This is a genomic window from Bradyrhizobium hipponense, assembly GCF_008123965.1.
GTDB classification, from domain to species: domain Bacteria; phylum Pseudomonadota; class Alphaproteobacteria; order Rhizobiales; family Xanthobacteraceae; genus Bradyrhizobium; species Bradyrhizobium hipponense.
Map to the genome: position 1 here is coordinate 66,668 of NZ_VSTH01000053.1, position 13,213 is coordinate 79,880.

General features: G+C 63.9%; 12 protein-coding genes. 9 read left to right on the forward strand and 3 right to left on the reverse strand.

Annotation, left to right across the window (positions count from 1 at the left end; all coding sequences use genetic code 11):
* Positions 1-316 precede the first annotated feature (316 nt).
* The 7 genes from FXV83_RS17400 to FXV83_RS17430 all read left to right on the forward strand — a co-directional run bounded on the left by FXV83_RS17400 (position 317) and on the right by FXV83_RS17430 (position 7,467).
* A complete protein-coding gene (locus FXV83_RS17400) occupies positions 317-2,092 on the forward strand; it encodes an acetolactate synthase 3 large subunit (protein WP_148740625.1) in 1,776 nt (591 codons plus the stop codon).
* Positions 2,093-2,175: 83 nt separating this feature from the next.
* Complete coding sequence (gene ilvN / locus FXV83_RS17405) at positions 2,176-2,718, forward strand: acetolactate synthase small subunit (protein ID WP_148740626.1); 543 nt, start codon at positions 2,176-2,178, stop codon at positions 2,716-2,718.
* 3 nt (positions 2,719-2,721) lie between these two features.
* Entirely contained in the window at positions 2,722-3,417 is a 696-nt protein-coding gene (locus tag FXV83_RS17410) for a class I SAM-dependent methyltransferase (RefSeq protein WP_148740627.1), read from the forward strand.
* A 49-nt stretch (positions 3,418-3,466) separates the two neighbouring features.
* Positions 3,467-4,342, forward strand: a complete 876-nt coding sequence (locus tag FXV83_RS17415; protein ID WP_148740628.1) for an EamA family transporter — start codon at positions 3,467-3,469, stop codon at positions 4,340-4,342.
* Positions 4,343-4,349: 7 nt separating this feature from the next.
* Complete coding sequence (locus tag FXV83_RS17420; protein ID WP_187435971.1) at positions 4,350-4,952, forward strand: LysE family translocator; 603 nt, start codon at positions 4,350-4,352, stop codon at positions 4,950-4,952.
* A gap of 133 nt (positions 4,953-5,085) precedes the next feature.
* The gene (gene ilvC / locus FXV83_RS17425; RefSeq protein WP_148740630.1) at positions 5,086-6,105 is read left to right on the forward strand and encodes a ketol-acid reductoisomerase; all 1,020 of its coding nucleotides are present in this window, start codon (positions 5,086-5,088) and stop codon (positions 6,103-6,105) included.
* Between the two features lie 510 nt (positions 6,106-6,615).
* Positions 6,616-7,467 carry an SDR family oxidoreductase gene (locus tag FXV83_RS17430; protein ID WP_148740631.1) on the forward strand — a complete coding sequence of 284 codons (852 nt, stop codon included), beginning with the start codon at positions 6,616-6,618 and terminating at the stop codon, positions 7,465-7,467.
* 9 nt (positions 7,468-7,476) lie between these two features.
* Here the strand turns inward: FXV83_RS17430 and FXV83_RS17435 are convergent, their stop codons facing one another.
* Positions 7,477-8,097, reverse strand: coding sequence for a hypothetical protein (locus FXV83_RS17435; RefSeq protein WP_148740632.1), 621 nt, complete (start codon positions 8,095-8,097; stop codon positions 7,477-7,479).
* 107 nt (positions 8,098-8,204) lie between these two features.
* On the opposite strand from FXV83_RS17435, the gene FXV83_RS17440 reads away from it, so the two are divergent.
* Together FXV83_RS17440 and FXV83_RS17445 are read left to right on the forward strand one after the other, a co-directional pair.
* The gene (locus FXV83_RS17440) at positions 8,205-8,858 is read left to right on the forward strand and encodes a TetR/AcrR family transcriptional regulator (protein WP_235939779.1); all 654 of its coding nucleotides are present in this window, start codon (positions 8,205-8,207) and stop codon (positions 8,856-8,858) included.
* Between the two features lie 191 nt (positions 8,859-9,049).
* On the forward strand, positions 9,050-10,762 hold the full coding sequence (locus tag FXV83_RS17445) for a sulfatase-like hydrolase/transferase (RefSeq protein WP_187435972.1): 1,713 nt from the start codon (positions 9,050-9,052) through the stop codon (positions 10,760-10,762).
* A 47-nt stretch (positions 10,763-10,809) separates the two neighbouring features.
* Here FXV83_RS17445 and FXV83_RS17450 read toward each other — a convergent pair whose 3' ends face one another.
* Together FXV83_RS17450 and FXV83_RS17455 are read right to left on the reverse strand one after the other, a co-directional pair.
* Complete coding sequence (locus FXV83_RS17450) at positions 10,810-12,369, reverse strand: glycine betaine ABC transporter substrate-binding protein (protein WP_148740634.1); 1,560 nt, start codon at positions 12,367-12,369, stop codon at positions 10,810-10,812.
* Positions 12,366-13,148 carry an ATP-binding cassette domain-containing protein gene (locus FXV83_RS17455; protein ID WP_148740635.1) on the reverse strand — a complete coding sequence of 261 codons (783 nt, stop codon included), beginning with the start codon at positions 13,146-13,148 and terminating at the stop codon, positions 12,366-12,368. Before FXV83_RS17455 ends, FXV83_RS17450 begins: the two co-directional genes overlap by 4 nt.
* Between the last annotated feature and the right edge of the window lie 65 nt (positions 13,149-13,213).

Genomic DNA, 13,213 nt, shown 5'->3' on the forward strand with positions numbered 1-13,213 from the left:
CGGCGGCGCCGAATTTACCTCTCGCCGAACTGCAGGAACCCCGCTACACTATCGAAATCGCGCGGGAACGGCCGCATTGCCTTGACATCCGGGCTTTGGCCGCTATGTTTCGCGCAACCTTTGGGAAGCCGGGCACCTGCCATGCGTAACATTATTACCAAACTCCTTATCGCCGTCGTACCCAGGCACACCGCCGGGGGTGGCTAGCTGCCATCCACCTGACAGGCGGTGTGCATGGGCCCTTTTCGGGGCCTTTTTTATTTGCCGAACCAGACACGAACGAAGCCGCTGACAACAGCGCATCCGGAGCAAGCCAATGAGCGACAAGAGCCACGATCCGAACCAGATGACCGGCGCCGCGATGATCGTTCGCGCGCTCATCGATCATGGCGTGACCGACATTTTCGGCTATCCCGGCGGCGCGGTGCTTCCGATCTATGACGAGATCTTCCAGCAGAGCGAGGTCCAGCACATCCTGGTCCGCCACGAACAGGGCGCGGGCCATGCCGCCGAGGGCTATGCGCGTTCGACCGGCAAGCCGGGCGTGGCGCTGGTGACCTCCGGCCCTGGCGCCACCAACATGGTGACGCCGCTGACCGACGCGCTGATGGACTCGATCCCCCTGGTCTGCATCTCCGGCCAGGTGCCGACGCACCTGATCGGCAACGATGCATTCCAGGAATGCGACACCGTCGGCATCACGCGCCCCTGCACCAAGCACAACTGGCTGGTGCGCGACGTCAACGATCTCGCAAAAGTGCTGCACGAGGCCTTCTACGTCGCGACTTCCGGCCGTCCGGGCCCGGTGCTCGTCGATGTGCCCAAGGACGTGCAATTCGCGACCGGCACCTATCATCCGCCGCGCAAGTCCGACGTGCACCGGTCCTATGCGCCGCGCGTGAAGGGCGACGCGACGCAAATCCGCAAGGCCGTGGCGCTGCTCGCAGGCGCCAAGCGCCCCGTGATCTACAGCGGCGGCGGCGTCATCAATTCCGGTCCCGAGGCGACCAAGCTGCTGCGCGAGCTGGTCGAGGTTACTGGCTTTCCGATCACCTCCACGCTGATGGGCCTGGGCGCCTATCCGGCGTCGGGCAAGAACTGGCTCGGCATGCTCGGCATGCACGGCACCTACGAAGCCAACATGACCATGCATGATTGCGACGTCATGCTGTGCGTTGGCGCGCGCTTCGACGACCGTATCACCGGCCGCGTCGATGCGTTCTCGCCGGGCTCGAAGAAGATCCACATCGACATCGATCCGTCCTCGATCAACAAGAACATCCGCGTCGACGTGCCGATCATCGGCGACTGCGGCAACATCCTCGGCGACATCCTGCAGGTGTTCAAGGCGGAGGCGAAGAAGCCCGACGTCAAGGCGTGGTGGCAGCAGATCGCGCAGTGGCGCGCCCGCAACTCGCTCTATTACAAGAAGAGCAACGACGTCATCCTGCCGCAGCATGCGATCCAGAGCCTGTTTGAGGCAACGCGCGGCAAGGATACGTACATCACGACCGAGGTCGGGCAGCACCAGATGTGGGCCGCGCAGTTCTTCGGCTTCGAGGAGCCGCACCGCTGGATGACGTCGGGCGGTCTCGGTACCATGGGCTATGGCCTGCCGGCCGCGGTCGGCGTGCAGGTCGCCCATCCCGACAGCCTCGTCATCGATATCGCGGGCGACGCCTCGGTGCAGATGACGATGCAGGAGATGTCGACAGCGGTTCAGTACGAGTTGCCGATCAAGATATTCATCCTGAACAACCAGTATATGGGCATGGTGCGGCAGTGGCAGCAGCTGCTCCACGGCAACCGGCTGTCGCATTCCTACTCCGAGGCGCTGCCGGATTTCGTCAAGCTCGCGGAAGCCTATGGCGGCGTCGGCATCCAGGTGCACAAGCCTGCCGATCTCGACGGCGCCATCCAGGAGATGATCTCGGTCAAGCGCCCGGTGCTGTTCGACTGCCGCGTCGCCGCACTCGAAAACTGCTTCCCGATGATCCCGTCCGGCAAGGCGCACAACGAGATGCTGTTGCCGGAACAGGCGAACGACGAGGCCACCGCAAAGGCATTTGCCGGCGGCAAGGCGCTGGTGTGAGCCGATAGAGCGATGATCCAGCAGCGACGAGCCGTCTTCCCATCAGCGGGCGACGGCGTGACGAGAGAATAGAGGGGACGACAATGAACCAGCCCGCATCCGCCTATTTCATCGAGGACCGTCACGATCCCAACGAGACGCACACGCTCTCGGCGCTCGTGCAGAACGAGCCCGGCGTGCTCGCGCGCGTCATCGGCCTGTTCTCCGGGCGCGGCTACAATATCGAGAGCCTCACCGTCTCCGAGACCGAGAGCCAGAAACATCTGTCGCGCATCACCATCGTCACCACTGGCACCCCGATGGTGATCGAGCAGATCAAGCATCAGCTCGATCGCATGATCCCGGTCTACCGCGTCGTCGACATGACACTGACCAAGCGCTCGATCGAGCGCGAGCTTGCGATGGTGAAGGTGCGCGGGCAGGGCGAGCACCGCGTCGAGGCGCTGCGCCTGGCGGACGCGTTCCGCGCCCGGGTGATCGACGCCACCACCGAGAGCTTTGTGTTCGAGATCACAGGCAATACCGACAAGATCAACCAGTTTATCGACCTGATGCGCCCGATCGGCCTCGTCGAGGTGTCGCGCACCGGCGTTGCCGCGATCGGCCGCGGGCCCGAAGGAATGTGAACCATGCTGGCGCGCGACTGGTACTACAACGAGCGGAACCGGATGGGCATCGGGCCCGCGGTCGCCTCTATTTACGACAGTCACGATGACGCCGATCTGCGCGCGCGCGCCGCGCTGAAGATGCTCGGGGTGCAGCGTGGCTGGCGGATCGCCGACATCGGCTGCGGCAATGGCGTGCTGGCGACGGAAGCGGCGCTGATGGGTGCGCAGGTCGACGCCGTCGACATCTCGCCGGCGATGCTGGCGCTTGCCGAGATCTATGCGCAAGACCGCAAGGCAAAGGTCGCGACGCAGTCCGCCGGCCTGCTCAGCTTCGCCTACCAGCCGGAATCCTACGACCTGATCGTCAGCGAGTTCACGCTGCACCACCTGCCGGATTTTTGGAAGGCGGTGGCAATGTCGCGGATCTATCGCGCGCTGAAGCCGGGTGCGAGCTTTTACCTGCGCGACATCGTCTACGTCTCGATGCCTGATACCTCCGAGCGGGACGTCGAGCAATGGGCCGACTACCAGATCAAGAACCACGATTTCTCGCGCGAGAGCGTGGTCACACATATGCGTGATGAATATTCCACCTTCGGCTGGGTGATGGAGCGGTTGCTGACCGACGTCGGTTTCACCCTGGTCTCGGCCGACTACCACGCGCCCATGCACGGCACGTATCTGCTGCGAAAACCGAAAGCCGGCGAGCAAGGCTAGACCAGAACAACAAACAGGGCTGCACGACAAAGCAGAACCGAGAACAACAATGAAGCCGGCCGACATTCTCATCGCCCTCATGGTGGCGATCACCTGGGGCCTTGCCTTCGTGGCGAGCCGGATCGCGCTCGACGAGCTTTCACCGGAATTGATGACGGCGCTGCGCTTCATGATCGCGGCGGCGCCGTGCCTGTTCATCCGCAAGCCGAAGATCGCCTGGCCGCTGCTGATCGCGATCAGCTTCACGCTGTTCCTCGGCCAGTTCCTGAGCCAGGCCTATGGCATCGCCCGTGGCGTACCGGTGGGGCTCACCAGCGTCGTCGTGCAGAGCCAGGCGCTGTTCACCATCGGCTTTGCCGCGATCGCATTCGGCGAACGTCCGACACCAGCGCAGACGCTGGGCATCGTCATCGCAGCAATCGGCCTTCTGATGATCTGCGGCACCGTCGGTTATGATTTCAGCGTCGGCGCCTTCGCGGTTCTGATGGTCGCGCCGGTCAGCTTCGCCGTCGGCAATCTCTTGCTCCGCGGCGCCCGCGGTGTGCCGATGTTCGATCTGTTCGCCTGGCTGTGCCTTGCATCAGCCATGCCGCTGTTCGTGCTGGCGCTGATCGCCAATGGCCCGGCGCCGACCTGGGCATCGCTGACTCATATGTCGCTGACCGCCGGTCTCTGCATGCTGGCGCTTGGCGGCATCTCGACCAGCATCGCCTATTGGCTGTGGGGCCGGCTTTTGCGCGATTATCGCGCTGCGCAGGTGGTGCCGTTCGCATTGCTGGTGCCGTTCGTCGGCTCGGCCGCCTCCAGCATCGTGTTCGGTGAGAGGTTCGGGCCTCTGCGACTCGCCGGCATGCTCACCGTGATCGGCGGCATCGCAGTGATGGTCTTGGTGGGGCGTCCTCAGGCGCTGCCGAAAGCTGTGTGAGGTGAATATGTCCCACTCGCTGCTCTATGCCTTCCTCGCCTTCATGGCGGTGATGTACTTCACGCCCGGGCCGAACAACATCATGCTGCTGTCTTCGGGGCTGACTTATGGCTTCCGGCGCACAGTCCCCCACATCGTCGGCATAGTCCTCGGCTTCGCGTTCATGATTGCCGCGGTCGGCCTTGGGCTTGGCACCGTGTTTCTGGCCTATCCGATCCTCCAGGCCATCTTGAAATATGCCGGCGCCGCCTACCTGGTTTACCTCGCCGCCGTGATCGCCTTGTCGGGCCCGGCCACGCCGGGCGAGGCAAGCGGCCGCGGGCCAATGACCTTCTGGGGCGCGGCCATGTTCCAGTGGATCAACGCAAAGGGGTGGGTGATCGTGATCGGCACCATCACCGCCTATGCGGCCATCGCCCAATTCCCGCTCAACATCGCGATCCAGACCCTGGTCAGCCTGCTCGTGGGCGCGGTTTCGACCGTGGTCTGGGCCCTCTTCGGTACCGCGCTGCGGCCGGTCCTGACCTCCGAGCGGCTGGTACGCGTCTTCAATATCTTGATGGCGATCCTGCTGCTGGCATCGCTCTACCCTGTTTTCATGGATGCATGATGCCGCAGTTTTTCATGCAGAAACGGGTTTCCCAGGGGACCGAAAATGCTCTAGACAGCCCCCGAAATCCGCAAATTTCACTCTCCGAGATCTGACCAACGGCCGATTCCGGCCCCTGAATGAGGAAATGACCATGCGTGTTTATTACGATCGCGACGCCGACCTGAACCTGATCAAGGGCAAGAAGGTCGTCATCGTCGGCTATGGCAGCCAGGGCCACGCCCACGCGCTGAACCTGAAGGATTCCGGCGTCAAGGAAGTCGCGATCGCGCTCCGCAAGGGTTCGGCCTCGGCCAAGAAGGCGGAAGCCGCCGGCTTCAAGGTGATGGAAGTCGCCGAAGCCGCCAAATGGGCCGACCTCGTCATGATGCTGACCCCGGACGAGCTCCAGGGCGACATCTACCGCGAGCACCTGCATGACAACATGAAGAAAGGCGCAGCCCTCGTCTTCGCGCACGGCCTCAACGTCCACTTCAACCTGCTCGACCCGCGCGCCGACCTCGACGTGCTGATGATCGCGCCGAAGGGGCCCGGCCACACCGTGCGCTCCGAGTATCAGCGCGGCGGCGGCGTGCCCTGCCTGATCGCGATCGCCAAGGACGTCTCTGGCAACGCCCATGACCTCGGCCTTTCCTACGCCTCCGCTGTCGGCGGCGGCCGCGCCGGCATCATCGAGACCACCTTCAAGGAAGAGTGCGAGACCGACCTGTTCGGCGAGCAGGTCGTGCTCTGCGGCGGCCTGGTCGAGCTGATCAAGGGCGGCTACGAGACGCTGGTCGAGGCCGGCTATGCGCCGGAGATGGCCTATTTCGAATGCCTGCACGAGGTGAAGCTGATCGTCGACCTGATCTATGAAGGCGGCATCGCCAACATGAATTACTCGATCTCCAACACCGCGGAGTACGGCGAGTACGTCACCGGCCCGCGCATCGTCACCGACGAGACCAAGAAGGAGATGAAGCGGGTTCTGAACGACATCCAGTCCGGCAAGTTCGCCCGTGATTGGATGCTCGAGAACAAGGTCAACCAGACCTCGTTCAAGGCGACCCGCGCCAAGCTCGCCGAGCACCCGATCGAGGAAGTCGGTGCCAAGCTGCGCGACATGATGCCCTGGATCAAGAAGGGCGCGCTGGTCGACAAGTCGAAAAACTAAGCCCTCTCATTCCGGGGCGGCGCTTGTGCTCGCCCCGGAATGATGGCGGAAGCAAAGCTTCGCTCGCCAAACCAAATCTTAAGCCTTCGCGACTATATCTGAGCGGGATCGCGAACAGCGGTCTCGCTTTTTCCATCTCGCGCGAAGCATTGCTGCTTCATTCAAATTCTTCGCGAGCTGAAGTGCAATCTGAGCACGAAGAACTGACGCTTAAACCACATTCTTGATTCTCGCGTCGTTTCTCAGAATTTTCTGCAAACTTCCAAACTCCAAAACATCAGCGTCTTCAAAGTCAAGGATTCTGCTCTTCATCCGTAATCTCATCGCGCGATCAGGCAAGCCGCGTGACGTTCACGTGCCGCTTCATCCTAAGAATCGACACGGGCTGCGCGTTCTTGCATTGCGTCAGCTACGCAGAAATCGTCCTGGTTGCGCGGCCTGAGAATTGGACAGCATTGCGCGACAGCGCCTTCCTCCTACATGATCACGGGAACTGTTGGGGGAAGAAACATGCGATCTGTCGTTATCACCGGCGCGTCCACCGGCATTGGCTGGGCCACTGCAAAATTCCTGATCGGGCGCGGCTATCGTGTCTTCGGCAGCGTCCGCCAACAGGTCGACGCCGATCGGCTCAACGAGGAGTTCGGCACCAATTTCACGCCGTTGCTGTTCGACGTCACCGACGAGGCGGCCGTGCTGGCCGCTGCGCGCCAGGTGCGTGAGGCGCTGGGTGGCGAGACGCTGGCCGGTCTCGTCAACAATGCCGGCATCGCAGTCGCCGGTCCCGTCCTCGAACTATCGGCCGACGATTTCCGCCGCCAGATGGACATCAACGTCATCGGCCCCGTCATCGCCACGCAGGCGTTCGGGCCGCTGCTCGGCGCCGACCCGTCGCTGAACGGACCGAAGGGGCGGATCGTGATGATCAGCTCGGTCGCGGGCAAGAACGGCAACCCGCTGTCGGCGCCCTACTGCACCTCCAAGCATGCCATCGAGGGATTGTCGGAGAGCCTGCGGCGCGAGCTGATGCTGTTCGGTATCGACGTCATCATCGTCGCCCCCGGAGCGGTGAAGACGCCGATCTGGAGCAAGGCCGAGCAGATCGATCTCTCGGTCTACCAGAACTCGCCCTATCTGCCTGCCCTCAACAAGGTCATGGCCTTCATGATGGAGCTCGGCGCAAAGGGCCTGCCCGCCGAGCGGATCGCCGAAATCGTGTTCGAGGCGTTGACGGCCTCGAGTCCCAAGGTGCGCTACCAGATCACGCCGGACCGGCTGCGCTATCTGATCGGGGCTGTGTTGCCGAAGCGGACGCTGGACCGCATCATCGCCAAGCGGCTCGGGCTGCTGCCGCAGGGCTGAGCCTGGCGCTCAGCTTGCCTCGGCCGTCCGTCCGCGCGGATGGGCGGCCATCGCGATCAGGCGCAGGGCCATCACGGCGAGCAGCGGAATGAGGAACGCGGCATAGAGCGGCATCGCCGGGACGCGCTTGCCGAACGACACCATGAACTGGAACCAGAGATAGTAGCCGCCTGCAAGATGCAGCGCGCGCCAGGCGCGTGGCCCGATCAGTGCGGCCGTGCGGTCGAATGAGGTCGTGCTCATGGCGATGATGAAGGCATAGCCGATGCCGCCGAAGATGTAGGAGGCGGCCGAGGTGGCCTCCGCGAAGCCAGCAGGATCCATTTTGGCGAATGCGACGATCGCAACCGCGTGGATGGCATGGGAGGCCGCGAAGCTCAGGCCCAGATAGCGGCGGTTGCGGCACTGCCAGCGTGTCCAGCCATTGGGCCAAAGCCGCGCCAGCGAAGCGGCGCCGAAGGCGAGGCAGAACAGAATGAGCGAGCTTCGTGCCGTAAACCGGATCACCATGCGCACGCCGTCGATCTCGAACTGCCGCATCGATGCAATCCACAGGCTCAAGGCGATGAGGCTCAAGGCGAGGGCGGCAAGCAGCCGCCAGCCCTCGAACCAGCTTTGACGTTGCGGCATGGCGATGTCTCCCCGTTATGTAATCATCGATTACATAACGGGGTCGTGTGGTCGTCAACGGTGTAATCGCTGATTACATTCACGTTCGGGTGATGCTAGAAAGCTTTATGCCCACCGGCCCCACACCCAAGCTTCCCCGCGGCCGCAGCGCGGCCGAGGCCCGGCCCTACCACCACGGAGACCTCCGCCGCGTCCTGATCGACGCTGCGCTGCAACTGGCGGCCGAGGGCGCCAAGGTCTCGGTCCGCGAGGCGGCGCGCCGCGCTGCGGTGTCGCCTGGGGCGCCGTTCCGGCACTTCCCCACCCGCGATGCGCTAATGGCGGCGGCGGCCGAGGAAGCGCAGAGGCGCTTCCGCACCGAGATCGAGGCGGCGCTGGGCCAGGCGTCGCCGGCAGAGCCACTGGCTCGCTTCCGCGCCTTCGGCCTCGCATACTTGCGCTGGGCGATGCGCAATCCCGCGCATTTCGAGATCATCTCGACCGGGAGCTACTTCGCCCATGGCAGTTCGGCCGAACTGACGCGCGACAATTCCGAATTGATCGCGCTGACGGAGCGAATGCTGACTGACGCGGCGGAGCAGGGCCTGCTGCGGTCGGACGACCTCAAGCGCATCCAGATTGCCGGCCGTGCCCTGGTGTACGGTTTTGCTAGGATGAAGCTCGATGGCCACTTTCAGCGCTGGGGCGTGGAGGAGGGCGAGATCGAGCGGATGGCGGAAGGGGTGATCGATCTGTTCATTGCGGGGATCACCAAGCGCTAGAGGCCGTGCCTGTACGGCCCATTCGCTCGTCACTAACATTAAGCGAAGGTCGGACCGCGACCTGCGTTGCTTGTCGATGACCGTTCAATTACAGTTTTATGACACGGTGCAGGCTTCCGGCTGCGCCGAACGCCCAGGCCGGTCTGACAGGCTCGGCATTACCCCGCCGGACCAGCTGTTGCGTGTTGTCGATGGCGTCCGCGCCCAATCCAGGTCCCTCTGCCGCCACCGCCGTTCTGGCGAGCGTTGCCGCGCTCGGCATCTGGCGCCTGCTTGCGGTTGCCGCGCCGCATCTCGCAGCCCTGGCCCTGATGTACGAGACCGAGACCGATTTCGGCGCGCGGCTGTCCTTCGTGCTGGCCTGGGGCATCCTCAACTTCTTCTGGATCACGCTGCTGCGGCGGCCTGCGCTTTCGGGCGCGCTGTCGCTGACCATGGTCGTGGTGCTGGTGCTGCTGTCGCGCCTCAAACACGACGTCGTGCAGATGACGGTCAACTTCATCGACCTGATGATGATCGACCGCGACACCGTTGCATTCCTGTTCACGATCTTCCCGAACCTGCGCTGGTCGGTGATCCTGACCGGCCTCGTCACGCTGCCGCTGATGTATGCGCTGTGGTGGCTCGATCCGTTCCGCATCCGTCGCCTGCCGGCGCTTGCCTCCATGCTCGCCTGTGTCGCTGCACTGGTTGGCTATTCGCTCTACCATCCGGACGAGGCCTGGCGCGGCTATTACGACGACGGCTATCTCTCGAAGTTCTTCCGCTCCGGTGTCAGTGCGGTCTCCGACTTCGCGCAATATGGCTTCATGGAATCGGCGGCGCCGACCAACGAGCGGCTCAACATGCCGCTGGTTGATGCCTGTCATCCCGCGGGCCGTCGGCCGAACATCATCATGATCCATGATGAGTCGAGTTTCGACATCCGCGCTGCTCAAGGCATCAAGGTGCCGCCGGGCTATGGCAGCCATTTCAAATCCTATGACGGCAAGCAGCGCACGTTCTTGGCCGAGAGCAATGGCGGGCCGAGCTGGTTCACCGAGTACAACGTGCTCGCCGGCCTCTCGTCGCGCTCGTTCGGCCGCTTCGCCTATTTCGTGACGCGCATCGCGACGGGCCGCGTCGAGCGCGGCCTGCCGCTGGCGCTACGCCGCTGCGGCTATGACACCATGTCGCTCTATCCCGCCTACGGCGCCTTCATGAGCGCACGCAGTTTTCAGCTCACCACCGGCATCGAGCGCTTCTATGACGCCAAGGATCTCGGCGCAAAGGATGTCGAGCCCGACGGCTTCTTCTACGACAAAGCGCTGCAGTTGATGGGAACGCGGTCGCCGAACAAGCCGCTGTTCACCTTCATCTATCTCGGCGCCAATCATTTTCCTTGGGAAACGCGCTTCCGCCCCGAGCTGATGCCGAACTGGCGCGCGCCCGGAAATACGCCCTCCATCGACGAATATCTGCGCCGGCAAGCCATGAGCGCGGAGCAGTACAGGACCTTCATCGCCGGCCTGAAAAAGACCTTTCCAGGGGAGCCCTTCCTGATCGTGCGCTACGGCGACCATCAGCCGGAGTTCGCGCCGCAGATCCTCGAGCCCGGGCTCGACGAAGGCGGCCTCGGCAGGAAGCTCGATGCATACGATCCGCGCCTCTATGGGACTTATTACGCGATCGATGCCGTCAATTTCGAGCCGGTCAGAAGCGATGCGGTGATGGACACGGTCGACGGTCCCTATCTGCCGCTGGTGATCCAGGAAGCCGCCGGCATCCCGCTCGACCCGTCCTTCGCCGAGCAGAAGGAGATCATGCTCCGCTGCAGGGGTATTTTCTACGGCTGCAAGGACGGCGCCGAGGCGAAGCGGCTCAACCGGCTGCTGATCAATGCGGGGATGATCCGGGGACTTTAGCGCACTGACGCGCTTCGCCAGGACGACACTGAATGAACGGCACGTCCCTACCGCTTGCCGATTTTCTCCCACAGCCACTTCGCCACCACATCCGGCGATGAAGTCGCGTCATTGCCGGCCGCGCGCAGATTCGCCTCGCGCATCGTGGCGATGTCGATCTTGCCGAGCAGCGGCTTGAGTGCCGCTTGCAATTGCTCGTCCCCGGTGCGCTTCGGCGCCAGTAACAGGATTGCATCGTAAGGCGGAATGGCGTTCCTGGGATCGTCGAGCACCACGAGATCGTATTTCGCGATCAGCCCGTCGCTGGTGTAGCCGGCGATCACGTCGATTTCGCCGCTGGCGACCGCTGCATACATGAAGTCCGGCTGCATTTGGCGCTGGGCGCGGAACTGAAGGCCATAAGCCTTCTGCAGCGCCGCCCATTCGGGCCGCGAGAAGAACTCGTAGTCCCCGGCGATCGACATCGTCGATGCATGCCCGACGAGGTCGGCAATGCTATGGATGCCGAGTGCCTCGGCGCGCTGCTTCGGCATCACCAGCGCATAGGCATTCTCGAAACCGAGCTCACCGAGCAAGGTGACGTTTTCCTTGGCGAGTGAGGCCTTCAGCTCCGCGAGCAGCTCCGCGCGTGGCTTGATATCCGTGCGGTGCAGCTGGTTGGCCCAGAGCGTGCCGGAATAATCGACGTAAAGATCGATGTCGCCGGCCTTCAGCGCCTGGAAGATGACGCTCGAACCGAGGCCGGAGCGCGCAGTGGCGGGGAGACCGGACGCCTGCAGGCGCTCCCTGAGCAGGGCCGAGAGCACATATTGCTCGGCAAAGGTCTTGGCGCCGACCACGTATCCCGGCGATGAACGTGCCATCCACGGCACCAGCGTTGCTGCTACCAACGCCAGGATGCCCGCGGCACCGAGCCCGGAGCGCAGGCGGCTGCGCAGGCGCAGTCCATTCTCGATCAGGCCGAGCAGTTGATCGACGGCGAGCGCCAGCAGCGCCGAGGCGACGCAGCCGGACAGCACGAACACCCAGTTCTGGGTCTGGAGCCCGGCGAAGATGTAGTTGCCGAGGCTGGTCTGCCCGATCGGTGTCGACAGTGTCGCGGTGCCGATCACCCAGACCGCGGCGGTGCGGATGCCGGCCATCATCACCGGCAGCGCCAGCGGCAGCTCGACCATGACCAGAGATTGTCGTGCGGTCATGCCGACGCCTTTGGTGGCTTCGATCAGCGCCGGGTCGATGCCGTTCAAGCCGGTGATGCCGTTGCGCAGCACCGGCAGCATCGAATAGAGCGCGAGCGCCAGCATCGCGGGCAGGAAGCCGAACGCCGAGAAGGAGGCGCCGAACAAGGCGAGCGACACGGACGCCGCCGCCAGCAGCAGCGGGTAGAACAGCGCGAGCAGCGCCAGTCCCGGCACGGTCTGCACGATGCTGGCGAGTGCGAGCAGGATGCCCCGCGGCGCGGGGCGGTTGCGCGTCAGGATTGCTAGCGGCAGGCTGACGATCAAGCCGAGTGCGAGCGCGGCGAGACTCACGCGCACGTGGTTGCCGAGATAGTCGGGCAGATGCGACAGCGCCTCGCCCCAACGCGGATCGCCGATGAAGCTCATGCCGCACCGCTCCGTGGCAACAGAGCATTCAATCGCTCGACCTGGCGCCGTGGCGTCCGCAACAGCTCCAGCACGTAATCGTCGCCGCTCTCCGTGAGTTCCGCCGGGGTGCCCTGCGCAAGCAGCGTCCCGCTGCGCATCACGGCGATTCGGTCGGCAAGCAAAATGGCTTCCGTCATGTCATGGGTGATCATCACGGTGGTCAGACCGAGCTTGCGATGCAGTTCGCGAAAATCTTCGCCGAGCGCGTCGCGGGTGAGGGGATCCAGCGCGCCGAATGGCTCGTCCATCAGCACGATGCGGGGGCGTGCCGCAAGCGCCCGCGCGACGCCGACGCGCTGGCGCTGGCCGCCGGAGAGTGTCTCGGGCAGACGGTCGCGATGCGCGCTGCGGTCGAGCTGCACGAGCTCGAGCAGCTCGTCGACGCGCGTCACGATGTCGGCCGCGGGCGCGCCGAGCAGCTTTGGCGTGATCCCGATATTGTCGGCGACGCTCAGATGCGGGAATAGTCCGCCGCTCTGGAAGACGTAACCGATCCGCCGCCGCAGCGCGACAGGATCGATGTTGTGCACGTCCTCGCCCTCGACCGTGATCGTGCCCCCATCGACCTCGATCAGCCGATTGGCGAGCCGCAGCAGTGTCGTCTTCCCCGAGCCCGAGCTGCCGACGACGGCCACAAACTCGCCCTCGGCGATGTCCAGCGACACGTCGTCCACAGCCTTGGTGGGGCCGAAGCTCTTGCTGACACGCGCATAGCCAATCATCGGCCTGGAATGCATCGGGCGGGGCTCACTTCGCTGATCCGCCTATGGAGGGCGGGGATGGCAAGACCCCATGCATAGCA

Bases quoted from the DNA above. Each gene is read 5' to 3' on its own strand.
- FXV83_RS17400 (WP_148740625.1), top strand. From the start codon at position 317: ATGAGCGACAAGAGCCACGATCCGAACCAGATGACCGGCGCCGCGATG.
- ilvN (WP_148740626.1), top strand. From the start codon at position 2,176: ATGAACCAGCCCGCATCCGCCTATTTCATCGAGGACCGTCACGATCCC.
- FXV83_RS17410 (WP_148740627.1), top strand. From the start codon at position 2,722: ATGCTGGCGCGCGACTGGTACTACAACGAGCGGAACCGGATGGGCATC.
- FXV83_RS17415 (WP_148740628.1), top strand. From the start codon at position 3,467: ATGAAGCCGGCCGACATTCTCATCGCCCTCATGGTGGCGATCACCTGG.
- FXV83_RS17420 (WP_187435971.1), top strand. From the start codon at position 4,350: ATGTCCCACTCGCTGCTCTATGCCTTCCTCGCCTTCATGGCGGTGATG.
- ilvC (WP_148740630.1), top strand. From the start codon at position 5,086: ATGCGTGTTTATTACGATCGCGACGCCGACCTGAACCTGATCAAGGGC.
- FXV83_RS17430 (WP_148740631.1), top strand. From the start codon at position 6,616: ATGCGATCTGTCGTTATCACCGGCGCGTCCACCGGCATTGGCTGGGCC.
- FXV83_RS17435 (WP_148740632.1), bottom strand. From the start codon at position 8,097: ATGCCGCAACGTCAAAGCTGGTTCGAGGGCTGGCGGCTGCTTGCCGCC.
- FXV83_RS17440 (WP_235939779.1), top strand. From the start codon at position 8,205: ATGCCCACCGGCCCCACACCCAAGCTTCCCCGCGGCCGCAGCGCGGCC.
- FXV83_RS17445 (WP_187435972.1), top strand. From the start codon at position 9,050: ATGGCGTCCGCGCCCAATCCAGGTCCCTCTGCCGCCACCGCCGTTCTG.
- FXV83_RS17450 (WP_148740634.1), bottom strand. From the start codon at position 12,369: ATGAGCTTCATCGGCGATCCGCGTTGGGGCGAGGCGCTGTCGCATCTG.
- FXV83_RS17455 (WP_148740635.1), bottom strand. From the start codon at position 13,148: ATGCATTCCAGGCCGATGATTGGCTATGCGCGTGTCAGCAAGAGCTTC.